The following is a 19,229-nucleotide window of genomic DNA, read 5'->3' as shown; positions in this document are numbered from 1 at the left end:
TTTTTACCTAATTTTTACCAAAATTAAGTTGCTAATTTTCAGGCTTTTGTGTAAATTAGAATGTTTTTACTCAAAAATATTTTTGCTTATTTTAGGTGTTTATGACCATGACTTTTCAACAAATTATCCTCACTCTCCAAAACTACTGGGCTCAGCAAGGCTGTGTAATTTTACAGCCTTATGACATGGAAATGGGGGCAGGCACTTTTCACACCGCCACTTTCCTTAGAGCCTTAACTCCTGAAAAATGGAACGCCGCCTATGTTCAGCCCTCTCGCCGCCCCACTGATGGACGATATGGCGACAACCCCAACCGTCTGCAACATTATTACCAGTTTCAAGTCGTCCTAAAACCAAACCCTGCCAATATCCAAGAGCTATATCTTGGCTCATTAAAGGCACTTGGCATTGACACGCTTACCCACGATGTGCGATTTGTCGAGGATAACTGGGAGTCGCCAACGCTTGGGGCGTGGGGGCTTGGCTGGGAAGTGTGGCTAAATGGTATGGAAGTTACGCAGTTTACCTATTTTCAGCAGGTCGGGGGCATTGAGTGTTTTCCTGTGACAGGAGAGATTACTTATGGGCTTGAACGCCTTGCGATGTACATTCAGGGCGTGGATAGCGTCTATGACCTTGTATGGACGGACGGAGAGTTTGGGCGTGTCACCTATGGTGATGTGTTCCACCAAAACGAAGTGGAGCAGTCCACCTATAACTTTGAATATGCCGATGTGGACAAACTCTTTGATTTGTTTGATTTTTATGAAAAAGAGGCTGACCGCCTTGTGGGTGTAAACTTGCCGTTGCCTGCTTATGAAATGGTATTAAAGGCATCTCATAGCTTTAACCTGCTAGATGCTCGTGGAGCGATTAGCGTTACCGAACGCCAACGCTTTATTTTGCGAGTGCGTACGCTGGCTCGTAAAGTGGCAGAAAGCTATACCATCGCTCGTGCCAAACTTGGTTTTCCTTTGGCTGATGAAGCACATAAAAAAGAAGCGTTGGAGAAGTGGTTGCCGAAAGAGGAGGAGTGAGATGTTTAAGAAAAAATTATTGGTTTTAACTATTGGTTTGTCTTGTGTTGTGGCTAATGCAACTCCAAATAGTTGGAGTTATGGACATAATTTTGGTCAAGCTCAATTTTATATTGAGAATAAAAAAAGTCAATCGCTAGAAATATCTTGTGGAGAAGAATATGGTCGCTCCATTTATTTTAGCTATAATATTGATGATGAGCCAATAGATGTTACTGAGAAAAATCAATTTAGCTTTTTGTTTGATAATACTATTCCAGTAACAATCACAACCACCAAAGAAAGCGATAATGAGTGGGTAAAATTTAATGAAGCCATCTCAAAAGCTAAAAAAATACAAGTTTTTCGCAACAACCAAGAAGTTGCTGTATTTACGCCATTGCCTCATACTGTTAAAACGGAAATTTCGCATATTAAGGATGAGTGTAGAAAATAGATGATATTTAGCAGGGAAATAGTAATCACCATATCTTTTGATAAATAATTTATTGTACGTGATGAAAAGGCGATTGAGCAATTTTGATATGATATAAAAATATCAATCTCATTTTAATCCATTAAATTTTCAAGAGTATATTTATGAAAAACCTTATTTTAATCGCTGTTTTAGCCACTTTTTTAACCGCCTGTGGTATGGTTGGCAATAACGACAATAACGAGCGTGAAAACGACCGCACCGAGCAGTCCGACCGTAGCAATCGTGATGATGACCGTGATGACAATCGTAATGACAATGGTCGTGATGAAGATGATGACCAAAATGAGCGTGGCGAGCGTGATAATGACAAAGATGATGATTAATCAATAAGGATTAAAAATGAGTACTGCATCGTTTGATAAACAATTTATCGTGCGTGATGAAAAGGCGATTGAAGAGTTTTTATATGATTTGGAAAATGCCAAGCCTGTGCAAATTAAATCACCCAAAAAAGAACAGCCAAGCGTTGATGAATTTTTGGAAATTTTACAAAAACGCTGGGATAAAAAATGAGAATTTATCCATTATTGGATTTTTTGGATAACGATAAAAAAGAACAATCAATCAAACGATTGATAAATGAGTTTTCTTGTCCAAAAAATCCAGATGTTGAGCGATTTTTGAAAAATAAAGCCATTGACTTTGAACGCACGCACAATGCCAGAACTTATTTGATTGTTTCTAACAATGGAGAACTGTTGACATATTTTTCATTGTCTTTTAAAGATGTTAATATTGATAATGAAAAATTAAGCAAAAGCGTTGTGAAAAAATTAGATGGCTTTAATAAAAATGCCAAAACCATACGAACTTTTTTAATTGGGCAAATCGGCAAAAATGCCAATGTAGAAAATAACCCAATTATCTTGCAGGATATTTTTGATAGAGTTTTTGAAATATTATTGTCCGCTCGTCAAATCATTGGCGGTCGTGCCGTCATCTTAGAATGCCAGCCCATTGACAAACTGCTTGATTTATATGCACGCCACGACTTTAAACAATTAGCCGTTGTGGGTGATGATGAAATGAAAACTTTATACCGTGTGTTGTAATTTAAAATTGAAATAACAGGTCAAACAATGAACACAATCCTATTTGAACTTGGCACCGAAGAGTTGCCACCAAAATCCCTAAAAACTTTGCGTGATGCCTTGCTTGACAATGTTCGCACGGCACTTGATGCCTCAGGCATTGTCTATGAGAATATCAGGGCTTATGCTGCTCCACGCCGTCTGGCGGTGCAGATGGATAATGTGGCAACCACCACGCCTGATAAGGTCGAGCAAAAGCGTGGACCTGCACTAAAAGCAGCGTTTGATGACAATGGCGAATTAACAAGAGCAGGTCAGGGCTTTTTGCAAGGCTTAAATGCGACTGGCTTAACCCTAAGCAAAGACGACCTCATCACGGTATCGGACAAAAAAGGCGAATACATTGGTTATGATTTGACCATCAAGGGCGAGGCGGTTGATGTACTGCTGCCAGCAATTTTCCAAAAGGCGTTGGACAATTTGCCGATTGCCAAGCGAATGCGTTCTGGGGCTGACCGTCATGAGTTTGTCCGTCCTGTGCAGTGGGTGGTCTTGATGCGTGATGAAGCGGTCATTGATGCAACCATTCAAGGGCATAAGACGGGCAATCAAACACGAGGTCATCGCTATCATGCCCCTGATTTTGTGAGTATTGCTCATGCTGATGATTATCAAGAGCTGCTCAAAAATCAATATGTCATCGCTGATTTTGATGAACGCCAAGCCAGCATCAGTAAGCAAGTCGCTCGCCTTGCTGACGAAGTGGGGGCAGACGCCATTGTGCCTGATGAGCTGCTTGATGAGGTAACTGCCCTTGTCGATTTCCCTGTCGCTCTACGAGCCAGCTTTGAAGAGCGGTTCTTAGCCGTTCCCCAAGAGGCACTCATTAGCACCATGCAGGCTGACCAAAAATATTTTTGCTTGACCGACAAAAACGGCAAATTATTACCGTACTTTGTTTTTGTCAGCAATATTGACAGCCTTGATAAATCCGCCGTCATCTTGGGTAATGAAAAAGTGGTGCGTCCACGCCTAGCAGACGCTGAATTTTTCTTTTTGCAAGACCAAAAACAACCGCTGTCTTATTTTGCTCAGCTGCTTAAAAATCGAGTATTCCAAGATAAACTTGGTACGATTTGGCAAAAGAGCGAACGCATTGCCAAGATTGCCACCGCCATCAACCAATCTTTGGCAAATCAAGATGGCTGGCAGAACATCAATGACGAGGATGTGGTGCGTGCAGCGATGTTGTGCAAGGCGGATTTGGCGACAACTTTGGTGGGTGAGTTCCCAGAGCTGCAAGGGGTAGCTGGTACTTATTATGCCAAAAATAGCGAAAATCCAGCCGTTGCCCAAGCCATCGAAGAGCAGTATCTGCCCAAATTTAGTGGCGATAACTTGCCCCAAACCGCCATTGGTACGGCGTTGGCGTTGGCTGACCGCATTGATACTTTGGTGGGGATTTTTGGCATCGGTCAAGTGCCAACAGGCTCAAAAGACCCATTTAGCCTAAGACGAGCCAGCATTGGTATTTTGCGTATTTTGATTGAGAAAAAATTGCCGATTGGCTTATCATCTTTGGTGCAAGCGTCATTATCAGCTTATGGCGAAGTGCTTGACAATCATCAAAAGATTTTTGAAGAAGTGATGACTTTCATCAATTCTCGCTATCGTGCGATGTACACCGAGCAGGGCGTGAATGTTGATACCATCTTGGCGGTGCAAGAAATCAATCCTGATACGCCGTTTGATTTTGATGAGCGTATTCGTGCGGTTGAGGCGTTCCGTGCTTTGCCACAAGCCAAGACACTTGCCCAAAATAACAAGCGAGTGGGCAATATTCTTGCCAAAGCACAAGGCGACATCGCTGATGAGATTGAGCGGTCGCTTTTGGTGGAGGCTGCTGAACAAGCCTTGTTCTCTGCCGTCAGCACCGCCAAACAAGCGGTTGCTCCACGCCAAGCCATGTCAGACTATCAGGGTGTGTTGCAGGAGTTGGTACAACTAGATGAGCCTTTGACGCAGTTTTTTGATGGCGTGATGGTGAATGCTGATGACGAGAATCTAAAAAATAACCGCCTTGCTCTATTACAACAAGTGCGAGCGTTATTTTTGAGCGTGGCGGACATTGGGTTGTTGCAGTCTTAATGAATGCAAGCAAAACCATGGCAGCCTGATTAGTCAGGCTGTTTTTTTGTGAAGTTATTTTGATAAAAAAATACCATCTTACAATTTACAATAAGATGGTATTTTTTGGCGGTTGGTTTTTATAGCTGTTTTATAGCTGTTTTATAGCTGTTTTGTGCCAAAAATCTTATCGCCTGCATCGCCTAAGCCAGGAATGATGTAGCCATTTTCATTCAAGTGGCTATCTAAGGCAGCAGTGAAGATTTTCACATCAGGGTGGGCTTCATTGACCAAGCGGACACCTTCTGGTGCAGCAACCAATACCAAAGCCTTGATGTTGGTGCAACCGTGTTTTTTTAGCATGTCAATGGTGGCAACCATGCTACCACCTGTGGCAAGCATTGGGTCCAAAATCAGGGCAGGGCGTTTGTCGATGTCTTGGACAAACTTCTCAAAAAATGGCACAGGCTCTAAGGTTTCCTCGTCTCTTTGCAGACCAACCACTGAGATTTTGGCGGTCGGCAACAAATCAAGCACCCCATCAAGCATGCCGATACCAGCACGCAAAATTGGTACTAATGTCACGGTCTTACCTTTGATTTGCTCGCCAGTGATTTGACCGCACCAGCCTTGCATTTCAAAACTTTCGATTTCAAAATCACGACTGGCTTCATACGCCATCAAGCGACCCAACTCTTTGGTCAAGGTGCGAAATTTATAGGTGCTACAATCCGCCTCACGCATCAAAGATAGCTTATGGCGGACAAGTGGGTGGTCGATGACTTGGATTTGTAAATCAGACATTGTAATAATACTCTTAATAGGTGGTTGGATTGGCATAAATTTTTTTGTGATATGATAGCAAGTTTGGCATTAAATTTCATCTACTTTTATCAAAAATGGTGTTTTTGGTGTCGCTGGCTTGGTCTTGGATTGGTAAATTTACCTTGAAATTTGTCTATTTTTTAAGTAGAATAGCCAAAAATTTTCATTCTTGGGAGTACGACCATTAAACCGTCAAACCGCTTAAACATTAACGAAGAAATTCGTGCCAAAGAAGTCCGCTTAGTCAAAGAAGATGGCGAGCAGTTGGGTGTGGTGGATATTCAGACCGCCCTAAATGCAGCCGCCGAAGAAAATTTGGACTTGGTCGAGATTGTCGCTGACGCAAAACCACCTGTGTGTAAAATCATGGATTATAAGCGTTATCTATACGACCAAAAACAAAAAGCCAAAGAAGCCAAAAAGAACCAAAAGCAGACGCAAGTTAAAGAAATCAAGTTGCGTCCTGGTACAGAAGAAGCGGATTATCAAGTTAAGCTACGCAAAATTGTCGAGTTTTTGGAAAATAAAGACAAGGTCAAAGTCTCTATCCGTTTCCGTGGTCGTGAAATGGCTCACCAAGAAATCGGTCTTAAACAGCTAGAACGCATCATTGAAGACACTACCGAAGTAGCAAGCGTAGAGCAAGCACCAAAATTGGAAGGTCGTCAAATTGGTATGCTGTTAGGCCCTGCCAAGAAAAAATAATCCACCTCGATGAATAAGGCTTGATTATCAAGCCTTATTTTATGGAATGTTGCAAAATCAGTGCATCAATCCGTCCCGTTGCGGTTTGGTAATAGCCAATCCGACAGTCAATCTGCTCAAATCCCATCTTTGTGTACAAGGCGATGGCTGGTGCATTATCCGCCCTAACTTCCAACAGCAGTCGTTGGGTTGTGTCATCATTGCCAAGTTTATCAAACAATGCTTGAAGCAAGGCGGTGGCAACACCTTGTCTGGCAAAGGACGGCATTGTACCAATGCGATGGATTTCTGCTAACTCAAAAACCGATTGATACAAGCAGTAGCCGATGAGCTGATTGACGGATTCGTCAGTTGTGGCATAGACCGCCAGCACGCCCACACCAAACTGCCCAAACATCTCATTGATGGCATCGTCATGCCAAGCATCTTCTGGCAACACTTGTTGTTCAAGCTGGGCGATGGCATAAGCAAGCCGCTGTTTTTGCTCATCGGTATAAGAAAGGATTGGTAAATCAAGCACTTGTGGTGAATTCATTGGGCTACTCTTGATTGGTGATGATTGATGACTATTTTAACAAAATCATCGCCAAGTTTTCACACATTATCCGCCAACATTTGGTGTGGGATATGATACAATAATCACAAAGATGTAAAAAATACAAACATATTAATCGTTAAGGTAATTATGACAAACAAAACAAAAAAAAGCACATGGAATGACCCCAATGCCATCGCAGAGGCTCAAAAATATCAAAACCCCATTCCGTCTCGGTTATTGATTTTGCAGACAGTCGCTCAGATGACCAATGCTGGCGAAGCTGCCACCCAAGAGTCTTTGGCAAGTCATTTTGGATTTTTGGACGATGAAGATCGATTTTTTGCTTTGACCAATCGACTCAAAGCCATGCTGCGTGATGGTCAATTAGAACGCCTAGATGGTTTTCATTATAGCATCGCTCCCTTGCCAACGGTCGTGACAGGAACCATTGCCGCCAATGCCAAAGGTTTTGGTTTTGTGGTGCTTGATGATATGCCAGATTTATTCGTGCATGAAAAACAAATGCGTGTGGTCTTTGATGGCGATAAGGTTGAGGCAATCGCCAGCGAATATAAGGGCAGACCTGAGGCTCGTATTGGGTCGGTCATCGAACGCAAGCAACATGAGTTTGTGGGGCGACTAGAATATGATGGCGAGGGCTATTTTGTTCAGTTGCAAGGCGTGAATGCCCATCAGCCCATCACGGTGACTGATGAGAATGTCGCTGCCATGAAAGCTGGCATTGGCGATGATGTTAAGGTGTCTTTGATTGACTATCCGACCTATCAAGAATACGCCACAGGCAAGATTACCGAGCTATTAAGCGGTCTAAATGATAGAGAGCTGATTATCGAAACCACGCTGTATAATCACGCCATTCCACACCAATTTAGTGATGAAACCATCGCCCAAGCCCAAAACTATGACAAGCCAAGTAAGCAAGATTTTCAGGGGCGTGTGGATTTGCGAGAGTTGCCATTGGTCACCATCGATGGCGAGGATTCAAGAGATTTTGATGACGCAGTTTTTGCCTGTAAGCGAGCGGGGGGCAACTACCGAGTGGTGGTCGCCATCGCTGATGTCAGCCATTATGTGACGCCAAATTCGCCTTTGGATATTGATGCTTATGAACGAGGCACTTCGGTATATTTTCCTCATCGTGTGATTCCGATGTTGCCAGAAGAGCTGTCCAATGATTTGTGTTCGCTCAATCCCAATGTGGACAGACTGTGCATGGTGGCGGATATGAAATTATCCCGAGCGGGCAAAATCACCGCCTATGAGTTTTACCCTGCAATCATGCACTCAAAAGCCAGATTGACTTACAATCAGGTCAATGCCTATTTTGATGACCCAACCAACCAGACTTTACCTGATGCTTTGGTCAAAAATCCTGAGGTGCTAAAATCGATTGATACTTTGCATCAGTTGTATCAGGTGCTGGACGCTCGCCGTGAAGAGCGAGGGGCGATGGCTTTTGAGACGGCAGAGACTTATATTAAATTTGGCGAAGATGGCGATATTGTCGATATTGTCGCTCGTACTCGTGGCGATGCTCACAAGCTCATCGAAGAGTGTATGCTGCTTGCCAATACTTGTGCGGCAAACTTTGCCCTAAAACATGAATTGCCTGTGCTGTATCGCAATCATGATAAACCCAATGACGAAAAAACGCTCAGACTGCACGAATATGCCAAAAGTTTGGGGTTGTCTTTTCCGTCAGAATCGCCCACACACGAGGACTATCAACGCATCATCAAGGCGACTGCCGACCGACCTGATGCCATCAGTATTCATAGTATGCTTTTGCGTTCGATGATGCAGGCAAATTATAGCCCTGATAATATCGGTCATTTTGGCTTGGCGTACGATGAGTACAGTCATTTTACCAGTCCAATCCGTCGCTATCCTGATTTGATGTTGCATCGTGCCATCAAAGACAAAGTCACCAAACAAAAACCTGTTCAGCCGATTTATGCTTCTTTGGACGAGGCAGGCGAGCAGACCAGCACCACCGAACGGCGTGCCGAAGAGGCATCACGAGAGGTGGAAACTTGGCTAAAATGCCACTATATGCAGCGTCATATTGGCGATGAATTTACCGCCATTGTGTCCACCGTGACCAATTTTGGGCTGTTTGTTACGCTCAATGAGTTATTCATCGAAGGCTTGATTCATATCTCTGGATTGGGTGATAGTTATTTTACTTATGATGAAAAACAACAAAAATTATTAGGCGATAATGGGGCAACATTTGGCTTGGGCGATACACTCATTATCAAAGTTGCTGGCGTGAATATGGATTTATTGCAAATTGATTTTGCTTTAGTGGAAAAATTAGATGAGATTAATGAGCGTCCAAAAGCCAAAAAATCACGCAAAAAAAGCAGACGCAAAAGCAAAGATTGATGAAAATCATCATCTAAAAAAATAAGCACAACCACGAAGGATTGTGCTTATTTTTTTACAACTTATTTTTTGGTGGGGCGTTGCCAGCCATCAATGACACTTTGACGACTTCTGGCAATCACAAGTTTGTCATCTGGTGTGTCTTTGGTGATGACCGAACCTGCCGCAACGGTGGCGTTTTTGCCAATTTTGACAGGAGCAACCAGACTAGAATTACTGCCCACAAAGGCATTATCATCAATGATGGTGGTAAATTTATTCACGCCATCGTAGTTGCAGGTGATGACACCAGCACCGACATTCACGCCTGTACCGACTTGACTATCGCCCACATAGCTTAGATGGTTGATTTTTGAGCCAGCACCGACCACAGATTTTTTGGTTTCGACAAAGTTGCCAATCTTAACCTTATCGGCAAGCTGTGTTTTTGGGCGTAAATGGGCAAAAGGACCAATGCTGGCGTTTGCACCGATTTGACTGTCATCAATCACACAATTTGGCTTGATGTGCGTGCCATCGCCAATGCGTGAATTGCTGATGATAGTACCAGCATCAATCTGTACGCCATTGCCCAGCACCACATCGCCTGCAAAGACGGTGTTAATATCGATGAACACATCTTGACCGCATTGCAATTTGCCACGAATGTCCACACGGTTTGGGTCGGCAAATTGTACACCAGCTAATTGTAGAGTGTGGATTTGGTGGGCTTGCCAAGTGCGTTCTAGGTTGGCAAGCTGAATGCGGTCGTTTACCCCTTCGATTTCGAATTCATGCTCTGGACTGATGGTGGCGATTTCAATGCCATCATCTACCGCCATTTTGATGATGTCAGTCAGGTAGTATTCGCCTTGTGCATTGTCATTACTTAGCTTAGGTAGATAGTCGTGCAAGAGGGCGTTGTCCACACAATAGATACCGCTGTTGATTTCTTTGATTTGTTGTTGTGCTGGCGTGGCATCTTTTTGTTCAACGATGGCGATGACTTGACCGTTGTCACGCACGATGCGACCTAAGCCAAATGGATTGGCGACTTCTAGGGTCAGCATGCTGATGCCTTGGGTGTTGGCGGTCAATAGATTTTGCAAAGTCTGAGCGGTGGTCAGTGGCACATCGCCATACAAAATCAGGCTTTTGCCAGTTTTAGGCAGGTGTGGCAATGCCATCTTGACAGCGTGTCCTGTGCCAAGCTGCTCACTTTGTTCTGCCCAATGTAGCGTGCGGTTTGCCAAAGCATCTTGCACCATCTGACCGCCAAAACCGTACACCACGATTGTGTTGTCAGCATGGAGTGTTTGACAGGTGTCTAGTACATGCTCGATGAGTGCCTTACCTGCCAAAGTTTGCAGAACTTTTGGGCGAGTGGATTTCATGCGAGTGCCTTTGCCAGCACCCAAGATGATGATGTTTAGAGGAGTTGTCATAAGATTATCCTAATCAATGCTTGGTTATCTGTCATGAATTGTATTTTACCACAAAGCCTTGATGGTATTGTTACAATGCGTTAAATCATCAAATAAATCAATTTGACCAATTAAAAATTATCAACACGGTTTCAGTTTAATTTAAGTTTTGCCCATTATAATACACCTCATCAGGTCGATGATTTGATGAATTTTGTTTATAATTGGAGAATACAATGAAAAAATTACTATTATCTGCTTTGGTTGCTATTTCTGCCCTAAATATGCCAAGCATCGCTCATGCTGATGATGATTGGGAGGATAGAGCGGAGTACAAAGCCAAACAAACCGCCAAGATTTCTAGCCAAAAAGCCAAACAAATCGCTGTGCGTGCCGTTGGTGGTGGTCGTGTTACCAGTATTGATTTTGACCACGATGGTCGTCCGCATTATGATGTTGAAGTCAGAAAAGGTAATACTGAGTATGATGTTAAGATTGATGCCAAAACAGGTGCTGTTATCTACAAACGCATTGACCGCTAATGATGTAAAAAATGACCCAAACAATCATTGGGTCATTTTTTTGTGAAAAATCATTGAGTGTTGGTTGATTTTTCCGCTTGTTTTTTGGTCAGCCGTTCACGCTTTTTGGCATCTTCGGCACGCCATTTTTCAGTTTTCATCTCATCAAGCGATGGACGATATTCGATAACAGGAACGCTGGTTACGCCCATTTCGCCCAGTGCAAACGCCATTACCTGTAGGTCTCGCTCATTGCGTTCTGCATAGGTATTTGGACTATGTCCTGCGTCCTCGGCAGCGTGTAGGAATGCTGGACGGTCACAACTTTGAGCCTCTTGCAAGGCAGCAGCAAAGCGATAAGAATGCGATGGCACAACACGGTCGTCACGCTTAGAAGTGGCAATCAATGTTGATGGATAGCAAGTGCCTTTGTGCAAGTTGTGATAAGGCGAGTAGCTTTTTAGGATATTATAGGTATAGCGACCTTCTTCTGGTGTGCCATACTCTTCCATCCAGTATTGCGTTACCCCTGCTTTTTCGTGGCGGAACTGGTCAAATACGCCCACCTCTGGGATAGCCACACGGTATTTGTCAGGGTGACGAACCATCGCAGCACCAACCAATAGACCACCATTAGAGCCACCAATGATGGCAAGATGATTTGGGTTGGCATAGCCTTTTTCGTTGAGATAGTCTGCCGCTGCTGCAAAATCATCATAGCCAATCAAGCGATTGGTGTGTTTGGCAGCATTTTGCCAATCATCGCCATACTCGCCACCACCACGAATGAATGCGTGAGCCCATACGCCACCATTTTCAAGCCATTCGGTATTGGCAGGGAAGCCAAATTGTTGGTCGTAGATGACCCCATAGCCACCGTAGCCGTACAGCATGGTTGGGTTGTTGCCATCAAGTTTGATGCCTTTTTTGTAACTGATGTTCATTGGAACTTTGGTGCCATCAGTTGAATGATAGAACACGGTTTTGGTCTCATATTTGGTATGGTCAAATGGTGTTAAATCATGACGGCGAATGTCCAAGAATTGGTCTTTGGCGATGCTATATTTGTAGTCCGTCTCTGGGAAAGTTGGGTTTGAGAAACTGAATTTGACATAGTTTTCGCCACTTTCAGCATCATCATAGTCAATCTCGTCGTCAGGGTTTTTTTCTTCACCAACGACATTGCCTGATAGATTGTTGATGATACCAGCACCCTCAGCAGGGGTTAGGTCTTTGACGATGTTGGCGGTCTTGGCATCAACCAACAACAGACGACTGACACCATCTTTGAGTAGGCTGATGAGGAAATAGCCATCGCCTTCTTCATGATAATACGCCTCACGCATGATGTCATAGCCATCGATGGCAGGAACGACCACCTCACGGTGTTTTAGGTTTTTGATGTTGCTTTTGATGATTTCGCCTTTGCGGTTATTTTCACCACTGATGAACCATACATCGCCAGTTTTTGGCTCAAAATGGACAAATTTTGCCAAGATATTATTGTTAAAGCTTGAATTATATCTGACGACTTTGTTATAAAAATCTTGGTTATGTAGGCGATAGGCATTGCCTGTTTTACGGTCTTTGATATAAACCGTATCGCCACTGTCATAGACATCCATCACGATGTAGCGTTTATCATCGCCATACAATGAGATTTTATTGACGCTGGCACCATCAATGTGGTTGAGTGGTACTTCAATGGGGTCATTGAAGCGTTTTTTGCCAATATCTCGTCTAAATACCAAAGAGCGATATTGTTCAATGGCGGCATACATCAGACTGGTGTCATCAATCCAAGTGTGAGCTGGATTGGAGCGGTTGATGCGTCCAATGATTGGTGTGGCAAGCTCGCCTGTTTTGCTGTCAAGCACATGAATAAAGTAAGGGTCAGCGTCTGAACGACCGTGTCGCACCACAAATGAGATGTACGAACCGCCTTTACTGACTTTAAAGCTGCTCATCACAGCATTGACATTGCGTTCTGGAATAGATAGATTTTTTTCATTCACCAGCTCAATCACAGAACCATCTTCACGAGTCAGCGAAACACGCTTAAAGCCATCTTCGTGGCGGTAGTAGCGAAATTCTCCCACGCCCTCACGAGTGATGGTGCTGTAAGTGTGCTCACGGTCTTGCAAACTCTTGGCGTTCTTTTTGAACGACTCATAGACAGGCAAGTTTTTAATGTAGTTTTCGGTCAGAGCATTTTGGGCATTGACCCAGTCATTAACTTCACTTGATGATTTTGGTGGTACGATTTGCAAAGAGCTAATCGCCTCTGCTGCCAAACCACGATCGTCCTCAGCGTGTGTGCCGATGAAGTTTCTTTGACGGTCTTCGGTGTACTCTTTGGCTTGGGCTGGGTTGATTGGGTCATAATTCTCCAACCAGCGATATTTATCCACATCAACACCGCCAATGTAGCTATCAACACCATCATCAGGTTGGTGTACTGATGGGTCATGCATACCATTGCTACTGGCTGCGGTATTGGCAGACATACCAAATTCGCCAAACAAAAATGGGTCTAGGTCATCTTGATGAACCCGAGTTTCTGGGTAGGCAAATTTACTTGCTTTGTTGGTGCTGGTGTCATCAGCAGCATGACTGCTCAGACTTAGGCAGGACATGACTGCGATTGCCAAAGCACTTTTTTTGAGTGTTTTCATTGCATTATCCTAAATATGTATTCCTTGTGTGGTGGTTTTTGGCAAATGATTGTCCAAAAACCACGCCATATTGCTCAAATGTCAAAAAAGGTTGGATTAGAAGCTAAATACCAAGCCTGCACGAGCGTTTCTGTCTTCAACTTTGCTAAAATCAGTACCGCCCACTTTGTAGGTGGTATTTTCTTCATCATAGCGACCGTACAGGCGAACATTTGGGCGGATACGATAGTCAGCTTGAACATAGAACTCTTTGGTGTCTGCTTTATCAAACAGATACATTTCTTGCAAGCCAACAAATGATGGGTGGAATGCACTATGACCCAAGAAAATCGAATTGATGTCGTTGGTCAGTGGTGTTGCACCAGCTTTTAGCGTGGTTTTGGCTTTTTTCACGCCATAGCCTGCACTGACTTGGAAAATCGGATTGATGTCAAAAGAAACTTTACCGCCCAGATAGTCAGTTTTGCGAGTGTCTAGCGGTGTTTTTTCGCTTTTTGACATGGTTTCTTTTTTCTGACCAACATCAGCAGCGATTAGGAATCTGTCGTATTTGTATTCCAAAGAGCCAGCCACGCCTTGTGCCTCTTGTGGATAGCGGTTTAGGGTGTTTTGGTTGCTAAACCATGCATTACCCGTAGTCACAGGGTTAAAGTCACTTTGGGTGTAGCCTGCACCAAAACGCACATATTGCTTATCAGAGAATGGGAAGCGATAGCTTAATGACGCACCATAGCCAGATTCTAGCTCGGTGTTATTTTCTTTACGAACATCGTTGCTGCCTGCCAGACTATAATAAGCACTGGCGTGTAAGCCTTTGATGCCGTAGTAGTCTAGGCGAAGTGCTGAGGTGCTAAAAATGTCTAGTGGCGTGTCTGTGCCAGTGCGACCTACATAGTTGGTGTGTAGGTATTGACGACCCAAAGTAATGGCACCGATGCCTTTTTTGTCCAAAGACAAGCTAGAATTAGACAGGTATAGATTGCGGTCATCGCTGTATCCTGTGCCAACATTACCAGTGACACGCCAGTCATTTGGTAGTTTTTGTGAACCACGAAAATCGATGAAAGATACGCCTTGATTTTGGTTTAGGCGAGTTTCTTTGTCAGTACTGTCAATGACTGCACCAGCTTTTGAGGTGTTGGCAAATTGCAAAGTACCAGCTTGGGTATATACCAAGTCAGCACCATCTTGCAATAGGGTGTGAGTGCGGTCATTCTTGGTGGCTTGAATATCAATTTGACCATTGATGTCTAGGCTTAGACCATCTTTATTGTATAGGTTAAAAATGGCGTTGGCGTTGAATGCCATGCCCAGTGCAGAAGCTGCCAAAGCTAGCTTAGTTAGACGAAAAGTGGCTTGCTTAGTCATGATAAAATCCTTTCATAATTAAAATAAAGTTAAAAATTAGAAGCTAAATGATGCACCAACATTCACATCAAGTCGTTCCCGTTTACTAAATTCACCTTCGGCTACATAGTTGCGAGTTTTGGTGCTATTAACAGAACCATTGACGCTAAATCCTTTGTAGATTTGGTAATTCACACCCAAACCATAGCGGTCTTGTTTGACTTGATTGAATAGTTTTTCTTCAATATTTGCATTAGAGCTTGGTGTTTGCAATTCATCACGCCAAAATGCAAAATCAATCGGCTTGCTGTTTTTTGTCTTTTTGTGACCATAGCTGATGTTGGTGGTCAAACGAGGCGTGATTTCGTAGTCGATTTTTGCCCCATAAGTTTTGGTGTTGATGTCATCAATATATAGACCATTAAATCTTTGCTCTTTTTCGCCATAGTCAGCAGCGAAAGTTAGGTCGTTATATTGGGCTTTAAAGCCAGCCATATAACCTTTGCCACGAGCGGCTGCATCCCAATAAAATGGTAAATCATGACCTTTGGAGCGACTAGCACCAAGGGCAATGGTGGCATTTTTGCGTGGAGCAAGGTTGAATTCGTATTTGGCAGAAACACCATTGCTGTCATGCCAGCCTCCTGTTCTTCTGTTGCGTACATCAGCAGATTGGGAGAACATATGATAGGCGGATAAAGTCAAATCAGGAATGCCAGTATAACGACCATTGATGTTAAAACCGCTATCGTTGATGGTGTTTAGCATATTGATGCCAGTTTGACCGACAGACAAGCCATTGTTACGACCGCCCAGCGTGATACTACCCAGTTCACCCCAGCTACCAAAATCTAGGCGAGTACCCCAGTAAGCACCAAAGTTGGTCAGGCTGTCTGGGTTGGCTTGAATCAGTAGTGAGCCGCCTAAACTCATCTTTTTGGTCAGTTTTTGTTGGGTGTAAAATTCTACCAAGCCATAACCAACATTATCCAGACGATACTGCTCGTCACTGTCTTTGCGGTCTTGGTCGGCAAGCACTTGCTCTATTGTGCCATTTGCACCATAGATGCTTGGGTTGCCGTAAGTGTAGCTAAATTTGTTGGAGGTGGTGGTCAAAGTTGGCTCAACACTAACAAAGATACCAAAGCGTTTGCCATCACGGACGGCTGGCGTATCGATGAATACTGCATTGGCGGGCATTGCAGTGGCAGCCAGTAGGCACAAGGTCAATGCCTTAGGTGCGTGTTTTAGATGATATTTCATAAGAAATGCGTTCTCCTTAACAGTCAGACCAGCTTGATAATCCTTGCTAAAATAATGGCTTGGCTTGAATTATGTCGCTAATCCGAATGAATGTAACAATATTGTTAATATTCATGCTTGATTGATACAATAAATCTCGCTTATTAAAAATACTATTACACATAGAAAAAGTCAAGAGACAATATTTTATATTTTATAAAACAAATAGTTTTCATAAATTTTTTTAATTTAGGCTTGATTTTACTATTTTGTTACTATATATTAACAAACAAGACAGTGATTCAAGGAATGATTGCCAAACATTGCTTGGATTGTAAGGTTGTGATTTGGCAGAATACAAGGAGTTGTTTATGTCTAAGTTTCTAAAAATCAGTTCTGCGGCAGTGTTGTCGGTTTTGTATGCCGCACCAGCCCTAGCCAGCATCACACCACCGACCATTTATGGCGGTCTGTATCTAGATACTCGTGGTAGCGAAGATAAAGTTACCAAAACCTATTCTGACGGCACCAAGACTGTCGAAAAGACCAAATATCGCCAACAGTTGTATGACAATGGCTCTCGTATGGGTATTCGTGGCGAAGAGGCGTTAAACAACGACATTTCTGTTCAGTATCGCTTTGAGTGGCGTTCGCCGCTAGATAGCGACCAACGAGCTTTTGAGCCTCGTGATAGTTGGCTTGCAATCAAGCACAAAAAATACGGTACTTTCAAAGCAGGTCGCCTATTATCTCCTGAGCCATACATTCGCTATACTTGGGACTATCCGACTTGGGGTGCGGACGGCAACCGTTCAAATAACGCCATTCGTTATGAATCGCCAACTTTCAATGGCACGGATTTTATGATTCATTATGTGCTTGATGAAAACAAAAAAGGTGGAGAGTCCAAGACCGAATCTTTGGATACCGATGGCGTGGGTTTGCTTGTCAAGCACCAAAAAGACAACTACGCTTTGGGTGCAGCATATTTTTATGCCGATAGTCAAAAGTCGCTACATGGTGTTAAGTTCAAAGACCAACTACGCTTGACGGGCTATTATGATTTTGATAAAGCCAATCAAATCAACTTCATCTACCAAAAGAACAAGTTTAATGATGTGCATTATGGGCAAGCTGCAAAAAATAACTGGGGCTTGGGTGTTGGTGCTAGTCATAAGTTCAATGATAAAGACACCGTTTATGCCCATGTGAACCACGCAGTCAACCCATATGGCAAAGACGGCAAGTACAACTCTGTTACTGTGGCGTACGACCGAAAAATCACTGATAAATTGATTTTGGGTGCAGAGAGTACTTACTACAAAGAAACCATCAATGTACCAGCCCATGCTGATAAAGATGGTAAAGCTGTGCTGGCACACAAACAAGACACCGATAGCCTAGGCTTGATTTTGTTTAGTGCTTATCGCTTCTAATCAAAGCACAGCTTTTGGTTGTGTCATCACGCCATTTGTTAATCGCTTGGCGTGATGACTAAGATATTTTGGTTTGTTGATTGATGGCGTATTTGTGATGAGCATTGCGTGATTGATTGCACTAATAATGATAATAACAACAAGCCTAAGTAATGTGGCGTAAACCGTTTGGCATGAGATGGTTTACGCCTTTTTGATGGATTATTCCAACTGCTTCATTTGGCTGCCATTTGATAATAAAAAAAGCCAAATCCTTGTCAGGCGTTGGCTTTTTTTGACAGATTGTCTTATTTGCGGTCAGGCAAGCTGATGTTCATTTCTAAGACATCGACACTGTCTTCGTGGCGATGATTGATGTTTAAATCATCAATGCTAACACCATTGACATACTTATTGACCACCGCCAAAATTTCTCGCTTCATCTGCTCGATACGCTCGGCATTTAGGCGAGTGTTGAGGCGGTCGTGGCTTGCAACGATGACTTTTAGACGGTCTTTGGCAATATTAGCACTGTTTGAGCTGTTGTTGCCACCGAACAACGAACCCCAAAATCCTTTTTTCATCTTAGCCCCCAAATAGTCGTTGGAAGAAGCCTTTTTTCTTCACATCAAGATGACGCAAAGGCACTTCTTCGCCCAAGAATCTGGCAACGATGTCCTCATAGCATTGACCTGCTGCTGAGTCTGTGAAATGAATCACAGGCTGACCTTGGTTTGACGCTTCTAGGACGGCATTACTTTCTGGAATGATACCAATGAGTGGCACTCGTAAGATTTCGTCAGCGATGGTGTGATAATCCATCATCTCGCCTTCTGAGGCTCGTTGTGGGTTGTAGCGAGTGATGACCAAGTGTTCTTTGACGCTGCTGCCTTCCTCAACTTTTTTGGTGCGACTTTGCAAAATACCAATGATACGGTCTGAATCTCGTACCGATGATACTTCTGGGTTGGTTACAATCAAGGCTTCATCAGCGTGATACATGGCAAGCTGAGCACCACGCTCAATACCTGCTGGACTGTCGCAGATGATGTAATCAAACGCCATATCCTCTGACAGTTCTTTCATGACTTTGGCAACGCCGTCATCGGTCAAAGCGTCTTTGTCACGAGTTTGTGAGGCTGGCAAAATGTACAGATTGTCATACTGCTTGTCTTTGACTAAGGCTTGTGCCAATTTGGCATTACCGCTAATCACATCAACAAAATCGTACACGATGCGGTTTTCGCAGCCCATGATTAAGTCTAGGTTACGCAAGCCCACATCGAAGTCGATGATGACAGTTTTAAAGCCACGCTTGGCAAGACCTGCACCAAAAGATGCACTGGTGGTGGTTTTGCCAACACCGCCTTTGCCCGAAGTTACAACGATAATTTTTGCCACAACGGCACTCCTTAAAATTCAAAAAATCCATCAGCCAAAACTGATGCTAAAAAATCCTTTCTAGCATAGCATATT

The 19,229-nt window shown here is 43.4% G+C and carries 18 protein-coding genes; 10 read left to right on the top strand and 8 right to left on the bottom strand.

The genetic code is table 11. The annotated features are described in order from the left end of the window. Positions 1–107: 107 nt before the first annotated feature. The 6 genes from glyQ (at position 108) to glyS (ending at position 4,694) form a co-directional block, all read left to right on the top strand. Positions 108–1,037 carry a glycine--tRNA ligase subunit alpha gene (gene glyQ, locus LU297_RS04195; RefSeq protein WP_263077165.1) on the top strand — a complete coding sequence of 310 codons (930 nt, stop codon included), beginning with the start codon at positions 108–110 and terminating at the stop codon, positions 1,035–1,037. 1 nt (position 1,038) lies between these two features. Beyond that, positions 1,039–1,473, top strand: a complete 435-nt coding sequence (locus LU297_RS04190; protein WP_263077164.1) for a YfjT/YkfB family phage-associated protein — start codon at positions 1,039–1,041, stop codon at positions 1,471–1,473. A gap of 143 nt (positions 1,474–1,616) precedes the next feature. Beyond that, positions 1,617–1,838, top strand: coding sequence for a hypothetical protein (locus LU297_RS04185; RefSeq protein ID WP_263077163.1), 222 nt, complete (start codon positions 1,617–1,619; stop codon positions 1,836–1,838). Between the two features lie 16 nt (positions 1,839–1,854). Further along, positions 1,855–2,028 carry a hypothetical protein gene (locus tag LU297_RS04180; protein ID WP_263077162.1) on the top strand — a complete coding sequence of 58 codons (174 nt, stop codon included), beginning with the start codon at positions 1,855–1,857 and terminating at the stop codon, positions 2,026–2,028. Further along, positions 2,025–2,567 carry an acetyltransferase gene (locus LU297_RS04175; protein WP_263077161.1) on the top strand — a complete coding sequence of 181 codons (543 nt, stop codon included), beginning with the start codon at positions 2,025–2,027 and terminating at the stop codon, positions 2,565–2,567. Before LU297_RS04180 ends, LU297_RS04175 begins: the two co-directional genes overlap by 4 nt. Positions 2,568–2,594: 27 nt before the next feature. After that, positions 2,595–4,694 carry a glycine--tRNA ligase subunit beta gene (glyS, locus tag LU297_RS04170; RefSeq protein WP_263077160.1) on the top strand — a complete coding sequence of 700 codons (2,100 nt, stop codon included), beginning with the start codon at positions 2,595–2,597 and terminating at the stop codon, positions 4,692–4,694. Positions 4,695–4,835: 141 nt separating this feature from the next. Here the strand turns inward: glyS and upp are convergent, their stop codons facing one another. Then, positions 4,836–5,477 carry a uracil phosphoribosyltransferase gene (gene upp, locus LU297_RS04165; RefSeq protein ID WP_263077158.1) on the bottom strand — a complete coding sequence of 214 codons (642 nt, stop codon included), beginning with the start codon at positions 5,475–5,477 and terminating at the stop codon, positions 4,836–4,838. Positions 5,478–5,705: 228 nt separating this feature from the next. Between upp and infC the strand changes: the two genes are divergently transcribed. After that, complete coding sequence (gene infC, locus LU297_RS04160; protein WP_263077321.1) at positions 5,706–6,203, top strand: translation initiation factor IF-3; 498 nt, start codon at positions 5,706–5,708, stop codon at positions 6,201–6,203. A gap of 34 nt (positions 6,204–6,237) precedes the next feature. On the opposite strand, the gene LU297_RS04155 is transcribed toward infC, so the two are convergent. Then, entirely contained in the window at positions 6,238–6,738 is a 501-nt protein-coding gene (locus LU297_RS04155; RefSeq protein ID WP_263077157.1) for a GNAT family N-acetyltransferase, read from the bottom strand. Between the two features lie 150 nt (positions 6,739–6,888). Between LU297_RS04155 and rnr the strand changes: the two genes are divergently transcribed. Then, positions 6,889–9,150 carry a ribonuclease R gene (gene rnr, locus LU297_RS04150; protein ID WP_263077156.1) on the top strand — a complete coding sequence of 754 codons (2,262 nt, stop codon included), beginning with the start codon at positions 6,889–6,891 and terminating at the stop codon, positions 9,148–9,150. Between the two features lie 62 nt (positions 9,151–9,212). Here rnr and glmU read toward each other — a convergent pair whose 3' ends face one another. Then, positions 9,213–10,574: a bifunctional UDP-N-acetylglucosamine diphosphorylase/glucosamine-1-phosphate N-acetyltransferase GlmU gene (gene glmU, locus LU297_RS04145; protein ID WP_263077155.1), complete on the bottom strand. Its 1,362-nt coding sequence runs from the start codon at positions 10,572–10,574 to the stop codon at positions 9,213–9,215. A gap of 215 nt (positions 10,575–10,789) precedes the next feature. Between glmU and LU297_RS04140 the strand changes: the two genes are divergently transcribed. After that, positions 10,790–11,095, top strand: a complete 306-nt coding sequence (locus LU297_RS04140; protein ID WP_263077154.1) for a PepSY domain-containing protein — start codon at positions 10,790–10,792, stop codon at positions 11,093–11,095. Positions 11,096–11,145: 50 nt separating this feature from the next. On the opposite strand, the gene LU297_RS04135 is transcribed toward LU297_RS04140, so the two are convergent. The 3 genes from LU297_RS04135 to LU297_RS04125 all read right to left on the bottom strand — a co-directional run bounded on the left by LU297_RS04135 (position 11,146) and on the right by LU297_RS04125 (position 16,359). Then, a complete protein-coding gene (locus LU297_RS04135; RefSeq protein ID WP_263077153.1) occupies positions 11,146–13,749 on the bottom strand; it encodes a prolyl oligopeptidase family serine peptidase in 2,604 nt (867 codons plus the stop codon). A 96-nt stretch (positions 13,750–13,845) separates the two neighbouring features. Beyond that, positions 13,846–15,117: a porin family protein gene (locus tag LU297_RS04130; RefSeq protein ID WP_263077152.1), complete on the bottom strand. Its 1,272-nt coding sequence runs from the start codon at positions 15,115–15,117 to the stop codon at positions 13,846–13,848. A gap of 36 nt (positions 15,118–15,153) precedes the next feature. Then, positions 15,154–16,359 (bottom strand): porin, encoded by a 1,206-nt coding sequence (locus tag LU297_RS04125; RefSeq protein WP_263077151.1) that lies wholly within the window; start codon positions 16,357–16,359, stop codon positions 15,154–15,156. 350 nt (positions 16,360–16,709) lie between these two features. Between LU297_RS04125 and LU297_RS04120 the strand changes: the two genes are divergently transcribed. Beyond that, the gene (locus LU297_RS04120) at positions 16,710–17,774 is read left to right on the top strand and encodes a porin (protein WP_263077150.1); all 1,065 of its coding nucleotides are present in this window, start codon (positions 16,710–16,712) and stop codon (positions 17,772–17,774) included. 287 nt (positions 17,775–18,061) lie between these two features. On the opposite strand, the gene minE is transcribed toward LU297_RS04120, so the two are convergent. Beyond that, the gene (gene minE / locus LU297_RS04115; RefSeq protein ID WP_263077149.1) at positions 18,062–18,337 is read right to left on the bottom strand and encodes a cell division topological specificity factor MinE; all 276 of its coding nucleotides are present in this window, start codon (positions 18,335–18,337) and stop codon (positions 18,062–18,064) included. Position 18,338: 1 nt separating this feature from the next. Further along, on the bottom strand, positions 18,339–19,154 hold the full coding sequence (gene minD / locus LU297_RS04110) for a septum site-determining protein MinD (RefSeq protein ID WP_263077147.1): 816 nt from the start codon (positions 19,152–19,154) through the stop codon (positions 18,339–18,341). Between the last annotated feature and the right edge of the window lie 75 nt (positions 19,155–19,229).

It is taken from the genome of Moraxella nasicaprae, from assembly GCF_025643275.1.
GTDB classification, from domain to species: Bacteria; Pseudomonadota; Gammaproteobacteria; order Pseudomonadales; family Moraxellaceae; genus Moraxella; species Moraxella nasicaprae.
The sequence above is the reverse complement of the archived record's forward strand: the minus strand, read 5'-3'. Positions and strand labels throughout refer to the sequence as shown.